The sequence below is a fragment of the Halomonas sp. G15 genome (genome assembly GCF_021282295.1).
Classification (GTDB): domain Bacteria; phylum Pseudomonadota; class Gammaproteobacteria; order Pseudomonadales; family Halomonadaceae; genus Halomonas; species Halomonas alimentaria.
Window position 1 is genome coordinate 1 of record NZ_JAJSPA010000053.1, and the last position, 17,559, is coordinate 17,559.

19 protein-coding genes are annotated in these 17,559 nt (G+C 69.3%); 14 read left to right on the plus strand and 5 right to left on the minus strand.

Translation table 11 applies throughout. The features are described from left to right. The first annotated feature begins 293 nt into the window (after positions 1-293). From LWH48_RS16740 to der, 12 genes are all read left to right on the plus strand, one after another. Positions 294-767 carry an Rrf2 family transcriptional regulator gene (locus LWH48_RS16740; protein WP_161432943.1) on the plus strand — a complete coding sequence of 158 codons (474 nt, stop codon included), beginning with the start codon at positions 294-296 and terminating at the stop codon, positions 765-767. A 31-nt stretch (positions 768-798) separates the two neighbouring features. Next, positions 799-1,956: an IscS subfamily cysteine desulfurase gene (locus LWH48_RS16745; RefSeq protein WP_232913464.1), complete on the plus strand. Its 1,158-nt coding sequence runs from the start codon at positions 799-801 to the stop codon at positions 1,954-1,956. A gap of 56 nt (positions 1,957-2,012) precedes the next feature. Beyond that, positions 2,013-2,339 carry a HesB/IscA family protein gene (locus LWH48_RS16750; RefSeq protein ID WP_161429934.1) on the plus strand — a complete coding sequence of 109 codons (327 nt, stop codon included), beginning with the start codon at positions 2,013-2,015 and terminating at the stop codon, positions 2,337-2,339. 210 nt (positions 2,340-2,549) lie between these two features. Next, complete coding sequence (gene ndk / locus LWH48_RS16755) at positions 2,550-2,975, plus strand: nucleoside-diphosphate kinase (protein WP_161429933.1); 426 nt, start codon at positions 2,550-2,552, stop codon at positions 2,973-2,975. Positions 2,976-3,061: 86 nt separating this feature from the next. Beyond that, complete coding sequence (gene rlmN / locus LWH48_RS16760) at positions 3,062-4,189, plus strand: 23S rRNA (adenine(2503)-C(2))-methyltransferase RlmN (protein WP_161429932.1); 1,128 nt, start codon at positions 3,062-3,064, stop codon at positions 4,187-4,189. Positions 4,190-4,311: 122 nt separating this feature from the next. After that, positions 4,312-5,061: a type IV pilus biogenesis/stability protein PilW gene (gene pilW / locus LWH48_RS16765; RefSeq protein WP_232913465.1), complete on the plus strand. Its 750-nt coding sequence runs from the start codon at positions 4,312-4,314 to the stop codon at positions 5,059-5,061. A 30-nt stretch (positions 5,062-5,091) separates the two neighbouring features. Then, entirely contained in the window at positions 5,092-6,135 is a 1,044-nt protein-coding gene (locus tag LWH48_RS16770) for a RodZ domain-containing protein (protein ID WP_232913466.1), read from the plus strand. Between the two features lie 10 nt (positions 6,136-6,145). Then, complete coding sequence (ispG, locus tag LWH48_RS16775; RefSeq protein ID WP_232913467.1) at positions 6,146-7,261, plus strand: flavodoxin-dependent (E)-4-hydroxy-3-methylbut-2-enyl-diphosphate synthase; 1,116 nt, start codon at positions 6,146-6,148, stop codon at positions 7,259-7,261. A gap of 28 nt (positions 7,262-7,289) precedes the next feature. After that, positions 7,290-8,603 (plus strand): histidine--tRNA ligase, encoded by a 1,314-nt coding sequence (gene hisS, locus LWH48_RS16780; protein ID WP_269816251.1) that lies wholly within the window; start codon positions 7,290-7,292, stop codon positions 8,601-8,603. Between the two features lie 32 nt (positions 8,604-8,635). After that, positions 8,636-9,313 (plus strand): YfgM family protein, encoded by a 678-nt coding sequence (locus tag LWH48_RS16785; RefSeq protein ID WP_161429928.1) that lies wholly within the window; start codon positions 8,636-8,638, stop codon positions 9,311-9,313. Then, positions 9,310-10,458 (plus strand): outer membrane protein assembly factor BamB, encoded by a 1,149-nt coding sequence (gene bamB, locus LWH48_RS16790; protein ID WP_232913468.1) that lies wholly within the window; start codon positions 9,310-9,312, stop codon positions 10,456-10,458. The genes LWH48_RS16785 and bamB overlap by 4 nt, the downstream gene beginning before the upstream one ends. Then, positions 10,455-11,858, plus strand: coding sequence for a ribosome biogenesis GTPase Der (gene der, locus LWH48_RS16795; RefSeq protein WP_213312248.1), 1,404 nt, complete (start codon positions 10,455-10,457; stop codon positions 11,856-11,858). Before bamB ends, der begins: the two co-directional genes overlap by 4 nt. A gap of 74 nt (positions 11,859-11,932) precedes the next feature. On the opposite strand, the gene LWH48_RS16800 is transcribed toward der, so the two are convergent. Then, a complete protein-coding gene (locus LWH48_RS16800; RefSeq protein WP_232913469.1) occupies positions 11,933-12,799 on the minus strand; it encodes an ATP-binding protein in 867 nt (288 codons plus the stop codon). Positions 12,800-13,077: 278 nt separating this feature from the next. Between LWH48_RS16800 and LWH48_RS16805 the strand changes: the two genes are divergently transcribed. After that, positions 13,078-13,881 carry a M48 family metallopeptidase gene (locus LWH48_RS16805; RefSeq protein ID WP_232913470.1) on the plus strand — a complete coding sequence of 268 codons (804 nt, stop codon included), beginning with the start codon at positions 13,078-13,080 and terminating at the stop codon, positions 13,879-13,881. 1 nt (position 13,882) lies between these two features. Beyond that, positions 13,883-14,140 carry a hypothetical protein gene (locus LWH48_RS16810; RefSeq protein WP_161429923.1) on the plus strand — a complete coding sequence of 86 codons (258 nt, stop codon included), beginning with the start codon at positions 13,883-13,885 and terminating at the stop codon, positions 14,138-14,140. Between the two features lie 15 nt (positions 14,141-14,155). Here the strand turns inward: LWH48_RS16810 and aroE are convergent, their stop codons facing one another. The 4 genes from aroE to dprA form a co-directional block, all read right to left on the minus strand. Then, complete coding sequence (gene aroE / locus LWH48_RS16815) at positions 14,156-14,968, minus strand: shikimate dehydrogenase (protein ID WP_232913471.1); 813 nt, start codon at positions 14,966-14,968, stop codon at positions 14,156-14,158. Continuing rightward, positions 14,965-15,900: an oxygen-dependent coproporphyrinogen oxidase gene (gene hemF / locus LWH48_RS16820; protein WP_232913472.1), complete on the minus strand. Its 936-nt coding sequence runs from the start codon at positions 15,898-15,900 to the stop codon at positions 14,965-14,967. Before hemF ends, aroE begins: the two co-directional genes overlap by 4 nt. 36 nt (positions 15,901-15,936) lie before the next feature. Further along, complete coding sequence (locus LWH48_RS16825) at positions 15,937-16,494, minus strand: L-threonylcarbamoyladenylate synthase (RefSeq protein WP_232913473.1); 558 nt, start codon at positions 16,492-16,494, stop codon at positions 15,937-15,939. A 47-nt stretch (positions 16,495-16,541) separates the two neighbouring features. Then, positions 16,542-17,559, minus strand: a 1,018-nt coding sequence (dprA, locus tag LWH48_RS16830; protein ID WP_232913474.1) for a DNA-processing protein DprA, incomplete at its 5' end; no start/stop codon positions are given.

A 17,559-nucleotide genomic window follows, 5' to 3' on the forward strand; every position in this document is an offset into this window, starting at 1 on the left:
AGCATCATTAACGAGACCGGATATACGTGTGCAGTCGTACCTACCGACCATCGTGCCTCGTGCTTGCAAACGGGGAGGACTCCATATACGCCCAGGGAGGGGTTCACAGCGCCTCCTCGAAGGCTTGCCCCCAGATCAGCTCCGGAACAAGCAGCCTTTCAATGGCAACCCATGACGCCAGCCAGCAAATGGTTGACCATGCCACTCGGTCTTTCCCATAATGCATGGCCAGTTCGACCGCTCCCCCGGAGCCGACGCTTACCCAACGCCGCCCCGGCGGCGCCGAGGACGCCATGCGCCTGACCACCAAGGGACGCTACGCCGTCACCGCCATGCTCGACCTGGCGATGAACGCCCGCAGCGGGCCGATCTGCCTGGCCGACATCTCGCGACGCCAGGAGATCTCGCTCTCCTACCTCGAACAGCTGTTCGCCCGCCTGCGCCGTGCCGGGCTGGTCGACAGCGTGCGCGGCCCGGGGGGCGGCTACCTGCTGGCCCAGGCGCCGGAGACAATCTCGGTGGCGCGGGTGATCGACGCCGTGGATGAGTCCGTGGACGCCACGCGCTGCGGTGGCCTCTCCGACTGCCAGCAGGGCGATACCTGCCTCACCCACCACCTGTGGATCGAGCTGTCGGCGCATATCCACGGCTTCCTCGACGGCGTCACCCTGGGTCAGCTGGCCGACCGCCAGGAGATCCAGCAGATCGCCAGCCGTCAGCGGCGTCGCCTCGATGGCGACGACAGCATCCTCGCCTCAGCGCCCTGACCGCCAGGCCAAACCGAGACTTCCCGAGGCCATGACCACACCCGTCTATCTCGACTACGCTGCCACCACCCCCGTCGACCCCCGGGTCGCCGAGCTGATGGCGCGCCACCTGACCCTCGACGGCATCTTCGCCAACCCCGCCTCGCGCAGCCACATGCTGGGCTGGCAGGCCGAGCAGGCGGTGGAGAATGCCCGCCGCCAGGTGGCCGACCTGATCGCTGCCGATCCGCGCGAGATCGTCTGGACCAGCGGTGCCACCGAGGCCGACAACCTGGCCCTGACCGGCTTCCTGCGCGCCAATCGCCACCGTGGCCGCCACCTGATCACCTCCGTCGTCGAGCACAAGGCAGTGGTGGATACCGCCCGGGCGCTGGAGGACGAGGGCTTCAAGGTGACCTGGCTGACACCGGCAGGCGACGGGCGGATCAGCCCGGCACAGCTGCGCGAGGCACTGCGCGAAGACACCGTGCTGGTGTCGCTGATGGCGGTCAACAATGAACTCGGCGTGATCCACGACCTGGCGGCACTGGCCGAGGTGGCCCATGCCGGCGGCGCCGCCTTCCATGTCGACGCCGCCCAGGCGGTGGGCCGCATCGACCTCGATGTGAACCAGTTGGGGATCGACCTGATGTCGCTCTCCGGGCACAAGGCCTATGGACCCAAGGGCGTTGGCGCCCTCTACGTCAGGCGCCACCCCGATATCCGCGTCGAGGCGCTGATCCACGGCGGCGGCCACGAGCGCGGCATGCGCTCCGGCACCCTGCCCACTCACCAGATCGTCGGCATGGGCGAGGCCTTCGCCATCGCCGCCGCCGAGGGCGAGGCCGACCAGGCCCGCATCACCTCACTGCGCGACCGCCTGCTCGACGGCCTGGCCGACCTCGACGGCATCCATCGCAATACTGCGCTGGAGGCCGCCGTGCCCAATATCCTCAACCTGGCCTTCGCCGGCGTGGAGGGCGAGTCGCTGTTGATGGCACTGCGCGATATCGCCCTCTCCACCGGCTCGGCCTGCAACTCGGCCAGCGTCGAGCCATCCTATGTACTGAAGAGCATCGGCCTGCCGCGGGCGCTGGCGCTCGCCTCGCTGCGTTTCAGCTTCGGACGCTTCACCACCGAGGCCGACATCGACCGGGCCGTCGACGCCCTGCGTCACGCCCTGTCCGGCCTGCGCCGTCAGGCCCAATGACGCCTTCGCGACAGGCGCAACCCCTGCAACAGGCAGCTACCCACAGGAGAGAGACCATGGCGCATCTCACCATCACCGACGCCGCCGCCGAGCAGATCCGCCGGGTGCTCGACGAGCGCGGCCAGGGCCTTGGCCTGCGCGTCTCGGTCAAGCCCAGCGGCTGCTCCGGCTACAGCTACGTGCTCGACTTCGCCGACGAGGCGGCCAACGACGACACCTGCTTCGAGGAGCACGGGGTCAAGGTCTTCGTCGCCCCCGATGCCCTGGAAATGCTCGACGGCAGCGAGGTCGACTACGTCAACGAGGGGCTCAACCGCTACTTCCGCTTCAACAACCCCAACGTCAAGGACCAGTGCGGCTGCGGCGAGAGCTTTTCGGTCTAGGTTCACAGAATTCCCGCGACCCGAGGCGCGCCGCGCCTCGCGATCAGCGACGATTGTTCAACGCCACCGCGGGGCGCTATAATCCCGGCCCAGTCGGCGCATCGCCGAGCCGCATTACCCGATTCGCCGCGCCGCCCTCGCTTTCCCAAGCCCGAGGGTGGCGCGGCGCACTCTTTCGACACCCCATCACCCCCTACTGGAGACATGCCCATGGCTACCCAGCGCACCCTGTCCATCATCAAGCCCGATGCCGTCGCCAAGAACGCCATCGGCGAGATCATCGCCCGCTTCGAGAAGGCCGGCCTCAAGGTCGTCGCCGCCAAGATGCTCAAGCTGGACGACGACAAGGCCGGCGGCTTCTACGCCGAGCACAAGGAGCGCCCCTTCTTCAAGGATCTGGTCGGCTTCATGACCTCCGGCCCGGTGGTCGTGCAGGTGCTCGAGGGCGACGACGCCATCGCCAAGAACCGTGACCTGATGGGCGCCACCAACCCCAAGGAAGCCGCGCCGGGCACCATCCGCGCCGACTTCGCCGAGACCATCGACGCCAACGCCGTGCACGGTTCCGATTCTCCCGAGTCCGCCGAGCGCGAGATCGCCTACTTCTTCGAGAGCAGCGAACTTTGCCCGCGCTGATTTTCGGCCCGCGTTGATCCAGGCTCCGGGCGGGGCCCTGTCCCCGCCTCCCCTGCCGCCTTCCCTTCCCCGACCCGCTGATCGCCATGACCGCTGATACCGCACCCCAGAAGACCAACCTGCTCGGCATGTCCCGCCAGGAGATGGAAGCCTTCTTCCTCTCCATCGGCGAGAAGAAGTTCCGTGCCGCCCAGGTGATGAAGTGGATCCACCACGAGGGCTGTGACGACTTCGCGGCCATGACCAACCTCGCCAAGGCGCTTCGCGCCAGGCTCGCCGAGGTGGCCGAGATCCGCGGCCCCGGCGTGGTCTACGAGGGCACCTCCAGCGACGGCACCCGCAAGTGGGTGCTGGAGGTCGAGGACGGCAGCTATGTCGAGACGGTGCTGATCCCCGCCGACAACGGCAAGCGCCGCACCCTGTGCGTCTCCTCCCAGGTGGGCTGCTCGCTGGACTGCAGCTTCTGCTCCACCGGCAAGCAGGGCTTCCAGCGCAACCTCACCGCCGCCGAGATCATCGGCCAGGTGTGGGTGGCCCAGCGCAGCGTGGGCCCGCGCAAGGACACCGCCAATCGCCCGGTCACCAATGTGGTGATGATGGGCATGGGCGAGCCGCTGATGAACTACGACAACGTCGTGCCGGCCATGAAGCTGATGCTCGACGACGACGGCTACGGCCTCTCCAAGCGCCGCGTCACGCTCTCCACCTCCGGGGTCGTGCCGATGCTCGACAAGCTCGGCGACGAGCTCGACGTGAGCCTGGCCATCTCGCTGCACGCCGCCAACGACGAGTTGCGCAACGAGCTGGTGCCGCTCAACCGCAAGTACAATATCCGCAGCCTGCTGGATGCCTGCCAGCGCTATCTCGCCAAGTGCGACGACACGCGCATGGTCACCATCGAGTACACGGTGATCAAGGACGTCAACGACCAGCAGGAGCACGCCGAGCAGCTCGCCGAACTGCTGCGCGAGCTGCCGTGCAAGATCAACCTGATTCCCTTCAACCCCTTCCCCCATTCGGGCTACGAGAAGCCGTCACGCAACCAGGTGATGCGCTTCCAGCAGTGGCTCTACGAACTGGGCTACACGGCACCGATCCGCTCCACTCGCGGTGACGATATCGACGCCGCCTGCGGCCAGCTGGTGGGCCGGGTGAAGGACCGCACCCGTCGGCACGAGCGCTATATCAAGTCGATCCAGATCGACGCCGACTGAAGGGAGCCTGCCTTGACTTCAACCGGGCACAGCGCTTTGATGGGCAGGCCCTGCCTCCCCCCGGCTTCCGTTTGCCCGCGGCACGCCGCCGGAGGGAGCCCGCCGACCCTCGGGAGGAGTTCATGACCCGCCGCTCACGACTGCCCGGACGCTCGCTGCTGCCCTTGGCCGCCCTGCTGGGCGGCCTGTGGCTGACCGGTTGTGCCACACAGTCCCAGGGCATCAGCGGCGCCGACCGCGAGGCCAGCCCGGCCGACGCCTACACCCAGCTCGGCGTCGCCTATCTGGAGCGCAACAACCTGCGCCGCGCCATGAGCGCCCTGGACCGCGCCCTGGAGATCGCCCCCGACGACCCCGAGGCACTGCAGGCCATGGCCATGGTCTACCAGCGCCAGGGGGAGGAGGCGCTGGCCGACGAGACCTTCCGTCGGGCATTGGCGGCGGACGCCAACTTCACCCGCGCGCGCAACAACTACGCGGCCTTTCTCTACGCCCGGGGCCGCGTACGCGAAGCCTGCGAGCAGCTCGAACGGGCCTCGACAGATGCCCAGCACCCCAATCGCGCCCAGCTGTTCGCCAACCTCGGGCAGTGCCATCGCGAGCTGGGGGAGGCGCAGGAGGCACGCCGCAATCTGCAGCGCGCCCAGGAGATCGATCCGCGTGCGCCGCGCAGCTACTTCACCCTGGCCGAGCTGGAGTACGCCGACAACAACCTGGCCCAGGCACGAGCGCAGATCGAGGCCTTCATGCGCCTGGCCGGGCCGCGCCCGGAGGCCCTGAGGCTGGCCGGTGACATCGCCCGCGCCCAGGGCGACAGCGCCACTGCCGCCTTCTATACCCAACAGCTGGAGGGGCGTGGCACCACGCCCTGATCCGAGAACACCACCGAAGGATGCGCCGCCATGAGCGACACCCACGAACCGGACCTGCACGCTGATGCCACGGCCTCGCCCGGCGAGCAGCTGAGGCTTGAACGCGAGAACCAGGGCCTCTCCATCTCCGAGGTGGCCGGCGCGCTCAACCTGCGGCCGGCGGTGGTCCGCGGCCTGGAGGAGGACAGCTACGAGGAGGTGCCGATCGCCACCTACCGGCGTGGCTACCTGCGCGCCTACGCGCACCTGCTGGGCATCGACGACGCCCCGGTGCTGGCTGCCTATCACGCCCGCTTCGGCAGCCAGGATGCCGCCCAGCGCAAGGTCACCCCGGTCCAGATCAGCAAGCCTCCCTCGCGCCTGGGCGCCTGGCTGTTCCGCCTGGTGTCGCTGCTGGTGCTGGCCGGCCTGATCGGTCTGACCCTGATGTGGTGGCAAAGCCGCGGCGGCGGCGAGCCACCCAGCATCGGCGAGAGCGATCCGGTCTCCGTCGACCGCCTGGATGGCTCCGCCAGCGTGACCGAGCCCGACACCTCAGCCGACGGCACCGGGCCGGATAGCCTGCCGCCGCTGCCCGAGGAGGTAGCCGAGGCAGAGTCCACCGCCCAGGCACTCGGCGAGGAGACCGACGACACCCTCGCCGACGACGCGTCGGTGGACGCCGAGCTCGCCGCGAGCGTCGACGCATCGGACGCCGCCCGCGAGGAGCAGGATAGCGAGGCCACAGCCGACGAGGAGCAGGATAGCGAGGCCACAGCCGACGAGGAGCAGCAACAGACTACGGCGGAGGCCGAGCAGGCCGACGCTGCCACCGCCGAGCCGCAGGACGATACCGGTCGCCTGGCCTTCACCTTCAATGAACAGTCATGGACCGAGGTCTTCGACGCCAACAACCAGCGTGTCTTCGTCGGCCTGCAGGAACCCGGCACCACGGCCAGCGTCGAAGGCGAGCCGCCCTTCCGCCTCACCGTGGGCAACGCCACCGGCGTCGAGCTGGTCTGGCAGGGTGAACCTGTGGACCTCGTCGAGCGCGCCGGCGCCAACAACGTCGCCCGCTTCACCCTGGGAGAATGATTCCACCATCATGCACGCACAATCCCCTATCGTCCGTCGCAAGTCGCGCCAGATCCACGTCGGCAGGGTAGCCGTCGGGGGCGATGCCCCGATCTCGGTGCAGAGCATGACCAACACCAACACCCTCGACGTGGCCGCCACCGTGGCGCAGATCCGCCAGCTCGAGGCCGCCGGCGCCGATATCGTTCGTGTCTCGGTACCGGACATGGATGCCGCCGAGGCCTTCGGCCGTATCAAGCGCGAGGTCGAGGTGCCGCTGGTCGCCGATATCCACTTCGACTACAAGATCGCCCTGCGCGTCGCCGAGCTCGGCGTCGACTGTCTGCGTATCAACCCCGGCAACATCGGCAAGGAAGAGCGCGTACGCGCCGTGGTCTCCGCCGCCCGTGACAACGGCATCCCGATCCGCATCGGCGTCAACGCCGGCTCGCTGGAGAAGGACCTGCAGAAGAAGTATGGCGAGCCCACCCCCGCGGCCCTGGTGGAGTCGGCCATGCGCCATATCGACCACCTCGACCGCCTCGACTTCCAGGAGTACAAGGTCAGCGTCAAGGCCTCCGACGTGTTCATGGCGGTGGCCGCCTACCGCGACCTGGCCACGCGCATCGAGCAGCCGCTGCATCTGGGCATCACCGAGGCGGGCGGGCTGCGCTCGGGCACCGTCAAGTCCTCCATCGGGCTGGGCATGCTGCTGATGGACGGCATCGGCGACACCATCCGCGTGTCGCTCGCCGCCGACCCGGTAGAGGAGATCAAGGTCGGCTTCGACATGCTCAAGAGCCTGCGCCTGCGCTCCAAGGGCATCAACTTCATCGCCTGCCCCAGCTGCTCGCGCCAGAACTTCGACGTCATCGGCACCATGAACGCTCTGGAGGAGCGCCTCGAGGACGTCATGACTCCCCTCGATGTCTCGGTGATCGGCTGCGTGGTCAACGGTCCCGGCGAAGCCAAGGAGACCGATGTCGGCCTCACCGGCGGTTCACCGGCCAACCTCGTCTATATCGACGGCAAGCCGGCCTCCAAGCTGCGCAACGACCACCTGGTCGATGACCTCGAGCGGCTGATCCGCGACAAGGTGCGCGAGAAGGAGCAGGCCGAACAGGACGTGATCGCCCGCGACGCCTGAGTCGCCGGCACCCATCAAGGAGCCACCGTTGAGCAAGTCCCAAGCAAGTCACAAGGCACCCAGCAAGAAGAAGATCCAGGCCATTCGCGGCATGAACGACCTGCTGCCGGAGCAGTCGCCGCTGTGGCAGTACTTCGAGGGCAAGGTCCGCGACCTGATGGCCCGCTACGGCTACGCCGAGATCCGCACGCCCATCGTCGAGCAGACCGCGCTGTTCGCGCGTTCCATCGGCGAGGTCACCGATATCGTCGAGAAGGAGATGTATACCTTCGAGGATCGCAACGGTGACAGCCTGACCCTGCGCCCCGAGGGCACGGCGAGCTGCGTGCGCGCCGCCATGGAACACGGCCTGCTGCACAACCAGACCCAGCGCCTGTGGTACCAGGGTCCGATGTTCCGCCACGAGCGCCCCCAGAAGGGGCGCTACCGTCAGTTCCATCAGGTGGGCGTGGAGAGCTTCGGCCTCGAGGGCCCGGATATCGACGCCGAGGTGATCCTGCTCTCGGCCCGCCTGTGGCGCGAGCTGGGCCTGATGGAGCACGTCACCCTGGAGCTCAACTCCCTGGGCTCCTCCGAGGCTAGGGCCACCTATCGCGACACCCTGGTGGCCTACTTCGAGCAGCATCTCGATGTGCTCGACGAGGACTCGCGCCGGCGGCTGACCAGCAACCCGCTGCGCATCCTCGACTCCAAGAACCCGGAGATGGCCGAGATGCTGGCCGGCGCCCCGCGGCTCCTCGACCATCTGGATGCTGACTCCCGGGAGCACTTCGAGGCGCTCTGCGCGCTGCTCGACGCTGCCGGCATCGACTACGTGATCAACCCGCGGCTGGTGCGCGGCCTGGACTACTACGGCCGCACCGTCTTCGAGTGGACCACCACCGCCCTGGGCAGCCAGGGCACGGTATGCGCCGGCGGCCGCTACGACGGTCTGGTGGAGCAGCTGGGCGGCAAGCCGACCCCGGCGGTGGGCTTCGCCATGGGCATCGAGCGCCTGGTGCTGCTGCTCGAGACCCTGGAGCTGATTCCCGACGCCGCCCGCGGCGAGCTCGACCTCTATGTGCTGCCCATGGATGACGCCGCTGCCGGTACCGCCCTGCAGCTGGTCGAACGCCTGCGTGGCGAACTGCCCGAGCTGCGTGCCCAGTTGCACTGCGGCGGCGGCAGCTTCAAGAGTCGCATCAAGAAGGCCGACCGCAGCGGCGCCCGCCTGGCCCTGCTGCTCGGCGAGGACGAACTCGCACACGGCACCGCGACCCTGAAGTTCCTGCGCGAGGAGCGTGAGCAGCGCAGCCTGGCGCGGGACGCCCTGGTCGACGAGCTGCGCGAACTGCTGGCCTGAAGGCCCACACGAGACATACAAGGAGACCGCCCGTGGCGGAGCTGAGAACCGAGGAAGAACAGGTCGAGGCGCTCAAGCGCTGGTGGAAGGAGAACGGCCTCTCGCTGATCGCCGGCGTGGTCATCGCCGGGGCCGGCGTGCTGGGCTGGAACGCCTGGCAGGGCTACCAGGAGAACCAGGCCACCGCCGCCTCGATGCGCTACCAGCAGCTGGTCAACCTGACCGCCGGCAACGCCCTCGACGAGGCCCAACTGCCCGAGGCCCGCGCCCTGGTGGAGGAGATCGTCGAGGAGCACGGCAAGACCCTCTATGCCGATCTGGCACGCCTGGTAGATGCCCGCCTGGCGGTCGCTCAGGGCGACCTCGCGGGGGCCCGCGAGCGGCTGCAGGCCCTGGCGGATGCCGACTCTCGCGGCTATGTGGGCGGCCTGGCGCGCCTGCGCCTCGGACGCCTGCTGGTTGCCGACGGCGACGCGGAGGCGGCACTCGACGCCCTGGAGAGCGGCGTTCCCGAAGCGCTGGCCGCCCAGCGCGCCGAGGTGCGCGGCGATGCGCTGCATGCCCTGGGCCGCGAGGCCGATGCCGCCGTGGCCTGGCGCGAGGCGCTGGATCTCGCCGAGACCAACGACCAGCCGCTCTACGGCGTGCAACTCAAGCTCGACAACCTGGGCCTGGCAGCGGGTCCCGACAACCAGGGACTGGACTCATGAAACCGACCTTCCTGATTGCCACCCTCGCGGGCCTGACCCTGCTGGCGGGCTGCGCCGGCAACAAGGTGGAACCGCAGTATCCGCCCACCGAGCTCAGCGACTTCGCGGCGAGCGCAGAGCTCTCCAGCGCCTGGCGCGAGAGCGCTGGTGACGGCCTGGGGCGCGCCGCCTACCCCATCGCCCCGGCCCGCGACGGCGACGCCCTGTTCGCCGCCGACTATCGCGGCGAGCTGTTCGCCTTCGACGCCGATGACGGCGACACCCGCTGGGAAGTCGACCTCGAGGTGCCGGTCTCCAGCGCGCTGACCACGGTGGCCGGGGACCTCTACCTGGGCACCCGCAACGGCGAGGTGCTGGCGGTGAGCCAGCGCGATGGCAGCGTGCGCTGGCGCGCCCGCGTGCCCAGCGAGGTACTGGCCGCCCCGCAGCCCAACCAGCAGCTGCTGATCGTGCAGAGCGTCGACGGCACCATCACCGCCCTGGACCGCAGCAGCGGCGACGAGCGCTGGAGCTACCAGGCCAGCCTGCCCTCGCTGACCCTGCGCGGCACCGGTACCCCCACGACCATCGACCCGCTGACCTTCGCCGGCTTCGCCAACGGCCGCCTGGTGGCCCTGGACAACCGCAGCGGCCAGCCACTGTGGGAGCGACGCATCGCCGTGGCCCAGGGGCGCAGCGACATCGAGCGCCTGGTGGACCTCGCCGCCCAGCCGGTACTGACTCCCGATGGCCGCCTCTTCGTGACCAGCTACAACGGCCGCCTGGTGGCCCTGGAAGCGTCCCGCGGCGAGCCGCTGTGGGCCCGCGACCTCTCCAGCTACCACACGCCCATCGTGGTGGGCGACTTCCTGTTCGTGGTGGAGGAGTCGGGGCGCATCCTGGCCCTGGCCGCAGACAACGGTGAGGAGGTGTGGCGCAACACCGACCTGGAGGGCCGTCAGCCTACCTCACCGGCCTTCGCCGACGGCAAGCTGGTGTTCGGCGATTACGAAGGCTACCTGCACCTGATCGACGCGCGCAGCGGCGATATGGTCGGTCGTGAGCGAATCGACGGCTCCGGGATCGGCGTGCGCCCGGTCACCGAAGGCAACCGCATTCATGTGCTGGCCAATGACGGCACCCTCGAGACCCTGGATATCCGATGACACCCGTGATCGCCCTGGTCGGCCGGCCCAATGTGGGCAAGTCGACCCTGTTCAACCGCCTGACTCGCACCCGCGACGCCCTGGTGGCCGACTTCCCGGGCCTGACCCGGGACCGCAAGTACGGCAACGGCATGCTCGGCGGCAAGGCCTACACGGTCATCGACACCGGCGGCATCAGCGGTGACGAGGATGGCATCGATGCCGCCATGGCCGAGCAGTCGCTGGCCGCCATCGACGAGGCCGACATCGTGCTGTTCCTGGTCGACGCCCGGGCAGGTCTCAACGTCGCCGACCAGGCCATCGCCAACCACCTGCGGGTCAACCAGAAGAAGACCTGGCTCGTTGTCAACAAGACCGATGGCCTCGACGAGGACAGCGCCACCGCCGAGTTCTGGGAACTGGGCCTGGGCGAGCCGCGGCCCATCGCCGCCGCCCATGGCCGCAACGTCACCACGCTGATCGACGAGGTGCTCGCCCCCTTCCCGGAGCGCGACGAGAGCATCCCGGCGGATACCGGCACCAAGGGCATCCGCATCGGCGTCATCGGCCGCCCCAACGTGGGCAAATCGACTCTGGTCAACCGCCTGCTCGGCGAGGAGCGCGTGGTGGTCTTCGACGAGGCGGGCACCACCCGCGATGCCATCGAGATCCCCTTCGAGCGCCGCGGCAAGCCCTATGTGCTGGTGGATACCGCCGGCGTGAGGCGCCGCAAGAACGTTCACGAGATCGCCGAGAAGTTCTCGATCATCAAGACCCTGGAGGCGATCAAGGAGTGCCATGTCGCGATCATGGTGCTCGACGCCCGCTCCGGGCTGGTGGAGCAGGACCTGCACCTGCTCGACTACGTGCTGACCACCGGCCGCGCGCTGGTGCTGGCCGTAAACAAGTGGGATGGCCTGGAGAGCGAAGCCAAGGAGAAGATGCGTGCCGAGATCAAGCGCCGCCTGGGCTTCGCCGACTACGCCGACCTGCACTTCATCTCGGCGCTGCACGGCACCGGCGTGGGCGACCTCTATCCATCGCTGGAGCGCGCCTTCGCCTCGGCCAACGCCCACTGGTCCACCAACCGCCTGACCAGCATCCTGCAGGACGCGGTGGAATCCCACCAGCCACCCCTGGTTCGTGGTCGCCGCATCAAGCTGCGCATGGCCCACCAGGGCGGCAGCAACCCGCCGATCATCGTGGTCCATGGCAATCAGACCGACTCCCTGCCTGAGGCCTATCGCCGCTACCTGACCAACACCTTCCGCAAGGTGCTCAAGGTGCGTGGCACGCCGATGCGCTTCGAGTTCCGCTCCGGCAGCAACCCCTTCGATCCCATGGCCAACGCCAGCGATCGAGAGAAGGCCAAGAAACGCGAACTGGGTCGCACCAAGGAGGCGCGCAAGAGCCGCCGCTGATCCTGCTGCGCCCGGCACGGCCCACAGCGCCCGACCCGCCTCGGTATCCCCGGGGCGGCGTCGTTTCGGCTCTCCTAGCGCCCATGCAGGCGCCGACGGCCCACCCACTGGGTGGCGAACTGCCAGGCGCCACGGCCGCTGCGCCCGCCGCGTAGGGTGGCGAAACGGATCGCCTCGGCGCGGGCCTCGGCGTTCCAGTCCTCGCGGCGCCCCAGTTGCGTGACCCAGTGGCAGCACGCCTCCAGGTAGACGTCCTGGTTGAAGGGGTGGAAACCCAGCCATAGCCCGAAACGGTCGGAGAGCGAGATCTTCTCCTCCACGGCATCGCCGTGATGGAGTTCATCACCCACCAGCCGCGAGCCCTCGTTGTCGTTCATCGACTCCGGCAGCAGGTGGCGGCGGTTGGAGGTGGCGTAGAGCAGCACGTTGGGCGGCGGGCCGGTCAGGGCGCCGTCGAGCACGCTCTTCAGCGCCTTGTAGGCATCGTCTTGGCCCTCGAAGGAGAGGTCGTCGCAGTAGACGACGAAGCGCTGACCGTGGTGGCGCAGCTGCTCTACCAGCATCGGCAGGCTGGCGAGGTCGTGGCGATCCACCTGCACCAAGCGCAGCCCCTCACTGGCCAGGCTGTTGAGCAGGGCGCGGATCAGCGACGACTTGCCGCTGCCCCGAGAGCCCCACAGCAGGGCGTGGTTGGCCGGCAGGCCCTGCAGGAAGGCCCGGGTGTTGTCGACCAGCGCCAGCTTCTGGCGCTCGATGCCCAGCAGGTCATCCAGGCTCAGGGCGTCGCGCGGCGGCACCGGCAGCAGGCGCCCACCCAGGGCGTGGCGCTGCCACAGGGCGGCCACGTCCCGCGACCAGTCCACCTCCACCGGGGCCGGGGGCAGCCAGTGCTCGACGTGATCCAGCAGATGCAGCAGGCGACGCGTCAGCTCGGGATCCATGTTCCTCTCCTTCTCCATGTCGATGGCGGCGCACTCACCGCATGAGGCGCCGGGGACAGGTCGAAGAGGGGGTCCTACGCCAGGGATGGCGTCGGTAGCGCCCAGGGAGGGGTTCACAGCGCCCCCTCGAAGGCCTGTCGCCGGGTAAGCCTCATGCCATCGGGCACACCGTGTCAGTGGTTGACCTTGCAGGCGTTCAGGGTATCTTGTGGCGAACCCGGACGCCCGTCCAGCGTCTTACGTTGGCTGGATGCCACACCCCACCAAGGAGACCCGCCATGCGCTGGATCAAACCTTTCGCCATCGGTGCCCTCAGCCTCGCCCTGGCCGCCTGTACCACCTCGCCCACCGGCCGCCAGCAGCTGACCCTGGTGTCGGACGCCCAGCTCGACCAGATGGGCGCCCAGGCCTTCGAGCAATATCAACAGGAGCGCCCCACCGTGGGCGGCGCTACCCACCGCTATGTGCAGTGTGTGGCCAGTGCGCTGGTAAGCGCCCTGCCGCCCCGGCAACGAGAGTCGCAGAACTGGCAGATCCGCGTCTTCGAGGCCGAGGATGCCAACGCCTTCGCCCTGCCCGGGGGCTACATGGGGGTCAACACCGGCCTGCTGAAGGTGGCCAGGAACCAGGATCAACTGGCCGCGGTGATCGGCCACGAGATCACCCATGTGCTGGCCCGCCATGCCAACGAGCGGGTCTCCACCCAGACCGCCACCCAACTGGGACTCTCGGTGCTCTCCTCTGCCGCGGGCCTGGAGGGCGCGGGCGGCCAGCAGATCATGGGCGCCCTGGGCATGGGCGCCCAGTACGGCATCCTGATGCCCTTCTCGCGGCGCCACGAGAGCGAGGCCGATGAACTGGGCCTCTACCTGATGGCCGACGCCGGCTTCGACCCCCGGGCCAGCCTGGCGCTGTGGGAGAACATGAGCGCCCAGGGCGGGGCCCGTCCGCCGGCCTGGCTCTCAAGTCACCCCAGCCACGGCCAGCGCACCCAGGACCTGCAGGCGCGCATGAACGAGGCCCTGGGCCGCTACGAGCGTGCTCGCCAGACCGGCCGCACCCCCGACTGCCCGAGGCCGTAAGATGCTGAGACTGGGACTGCTGCTGCTGATCGCCCCCATGCTGGTGCTGATGGGGGTCTACTTCTGGGAGTACTCGAGCGTGCGCGAGTGCACGCTCTCCGGTGGCCACTGGGATTATCTGGAGGGAGTGTGCCGCGACACGCCACAGCCCTTCGTCTCCTGGCTGCAGCGCTACCCCTGGCTGGTCAACGGCGGGATGCTGCTGTCGCTGGTCGGGCTGGTGCTGTGCATGGTGGGGCTCTATACCAAGCGGCGCTGAAGGGCGCCGCCGAGATCACAGCGCCTGGCGGAGGGCCTCCAGCACCGGGGCCGTCTCGGGTCGCCTGCCCCGCCACTGGAAGAATGACTCCGCCGCCTGCTCCACCAGCATGCCGAGGCCGTCCACGGTTCGCGCGCCACGCTCGGCGGCCCAGCGCAGGAAGACGGTGGGCACGGCGCCATACATCATGTCGTGGGCGGTGGCCCCCGGGGCGAAGAGGTCATCGGGCAGCGGTGGCAGGTCACCGGCGAGACTGGCGCTGGTGCCGTTGATCACCAGGTCGAAGGGACCGGCCACGGCGTCGAAGCCGCCGCCGGCAATCTCACCCAGGTCGCTGAAGTCGGCGGCGAGCCGCGCAGCCTTCTCGGCGGTGCGGTTGGCCACGAACAGGCTTCCCGGCCCCGCGGCCAGCAGCGGCTCCAGCACCCCGCGCACCGCGCCTCCGGCGCCCAGCACCAGGATTCGTGCTCCGGCCAGCGTCACGCCGTGGCGCTCGAGGTCGCGCACCAGACCGATGCCATCGGTGGTATCGCCATATGTCAGGCCGTTACCTCCCAGGACCAGGGTGTTGACCGCCCCGGCGCGGCGGGCGCGCTCGCTGAGCGTGTCGCAGAGCCGGAAGGCCTCCTCCTTGAAGGGTACGGTGACGTTAGCGCCACGTCCGCCCTCGGCCGTAAAGCGCCGCCAGGCGCCGGTGAAGTCATCCAGTGGCGCCTCGATGGCGGTGTACTCGATGCTCTCGCCCGTCTGCTCGGCGAAGGCCGCGTGGATCAGCGGCGACTTCGAGTGGGCCACCGGATGGCCGAAGACACAGTAGCGATCGATCATGCTTCGTTCTCCTCTCGTGCTTCGCCAAGCCAGTCCCGGGGGTGCAGGTAGTGTGCATAGAGCTCCGCCTCCGGGCTCCCCTCCTCGGGCTCCCAGGCATACTCCCAGCGCGCCAGCGGCGGCATCGACATCAGGATCGACTCGGTGCGCCCGCCACTCTGCAGCCCGAACAGGGTGCCGCGGTCCCAGACCAGGTTGAACTCCACGTAACGCCCGCGTCGATAGAGCTGGAAGTCGCGCTCACGCTCGCTCCAGGGGGTGTCGACGCGGCGACTCACGATGGGCAGGTAGGCCTCGAGGAAGGCGTCGCCCACGGCGCGCTGGAAGGCGAAGCTGCGCTCGAAGCCCCAGTCGTTGAGGTCGTCGAAGAATAGCCCGCCCACGCCCCGGGTCTCGTCACGATGCTTCAGATAGAAGTAGTCGTCACACCACGCCTTGAAGCGTGGGTAGACCTCCTCGCCGAAGGGCGCACAGGCCTCCCGGGCCACCCGGTGCCAGTGCACCACATCCTCGAGCACCGGGTAGAAGGGCGTCAGGTCGAAGCCGCCCCCGAACCACCACACCGGCGCCTCGCCGGGCTTCTCGGCGATGAAGAAGCGCACGTTGCCGTGGCTCGTCGGCACATGGGGATTCTCCGGGTGCAGCACCCAGGAGACCCCCACCGCGTGGAAGTTGCGTCCGGCGAGCTCGGGGCGAGCCGCGGTCGCCGAAGGCGGCAGGCGTTCGCCATACACATGGGAGAAGTTGACCCCGCCCTTCTCGAACACCCGCCCGTTCTCGATCACCCGCGAGCGGCCGCCGCCGCCCTCCGGGCGCTGCCAGGCATCCTCGCGGAATCCGGCGCCGCCATCCGCGGCGGCCAGGGCAGCACACAGGCGCTCCTGGAGGTCGAGCAGGTAGGTCTTGACGTCATCGAGTCGCGGGTGGGCCAACGGAGCCTCCGGATGGGGTGAAGTGACGGAAAAGGGTCAGTCGCGCAGCACCCGGCCACTGACCAGGTCGCGAATGGTGCTGGGGCGCTCGAGGCCGCCGAGCTCACCCTCGACGATGGCATCGAGCCCATCGCCGAAGATGCTGCGTACCTCCTCGGCGCTCATGGCCGGCGGCTCGCTGGCCACATTCGCCGAGGTGGAGACGATGGGGCCGCCGAAGGCCTCGCACAGCCTGGCCACCAGCGGATGGGCGCTGACCCGCAGGGCCACCCGGTCATGCTCGCCATGCACCAGGGCATGGCTGCGGCCGTTGTCGGGCACCAGCCAGGTATTGGGCCCCGGCCAGCTGGCCGACAGCGGCGCCTGCAGTTCGACGGGCAGCCCCTCGAGCCAGGCGGCGAACTGCTCGATGCGCCCCGCCACCAGGATCACCCCCTTGGCGGGATCGCGACGCTTGAGGCGCAGCAGTTTCGTCACTGCTGCATCGTTGTCGGGGTCGCAGCCCAGGCCCCAGACCGCCTCGGTGGGATAGGCGATAACGCCGCCCCGGCGCAGGGCGGCGACGGCATGGTCGATCTGGCTGGCCTGGCTCATTGGATAGCTCCCCCTGGCTCGGTGCGGCGAAACAGCGCAGGATTCTATCACGGCGCCGAGAGGCGCACCCAGCCGCCGGCGACCCGCGCCGCCTGGCCCTCCAGCTCCAGCGCCAGCAGACGCCGCTGGCACTCGGCGATGTCGAGTCCGGTCAGCCCTACCAGCGCGTCCGCGGGGGTCGGGCTGCCGCTCAACCAGCGCAGCAGCGGGTCATCATTCCGGCCCGAAGCCTCGCCGCGGGGCGCGACGGGCATCGCCGGGGCCTGCCACTGGGTGAGCTCGGCGAGGATGTCATCGACCCCGCGCACCAGCACGGCACCCTCGCGGATCAACCGCAGGCAACCCCGCACCTGGGGGTTATGCAGCGAGCCGGGCAGGGCGAACACCTCGCGCCCCTGCTCCCCGGCCAGCCGCGCGCTGACCAGGGAGCCGCTCTGTTCTGCCGCCTCTACCACCAGCACCCCGCAGCTGAGCCCGGTGACGATACGGTTGCGCCGCGGGAAGAAGCCGGCCCGGGCCGGGGTGCCGGGCGGGTGCTCGGAGAGCAGCAGGCCACCCGGTTCACGCAAGCGGGCGTGCAGGCGATGGTGGCGCGGCGGATAGACCACATCGACACCGCAGCCGAGCACCGCCACGCTGGTCCCGCCGGCGTCCAGGGCCGCCTGCTGGGCGGCGGCATCGATGCCCAGCGCCATGCCGCTGACCACGCACCAGCCCCGCTCGGCGAGTTCGCGGGCGAAGGCGGCGGCGTTGGTCAGTCCCTCGCGGGTGGCGCGACGCGACCCCACCATGGCCAGCTTGGGGGGCGCCAGGGCGGCGAGGTCACCCCAGGCCCACAGCAGCGGCGGTGGATCGGGAGTCTCGGAGAGTAGCTCGGGCCAGGCGGGATGCCCGGCATGCAGCAGGTGGCGGTCGGCGGAACCCTCGACCCAGGCGAGGGCCGCCTCTACCGCCGGGGAAAGCGGGCTGCGAGCGGGGTGATCGAGCCAAAGCCGCAGCGCGGTAGCGGCCTCCCGCGGCAGCACCGCCAGCCAGCCGCCGGGCCATTCGGGTCGGCGGGCGGCC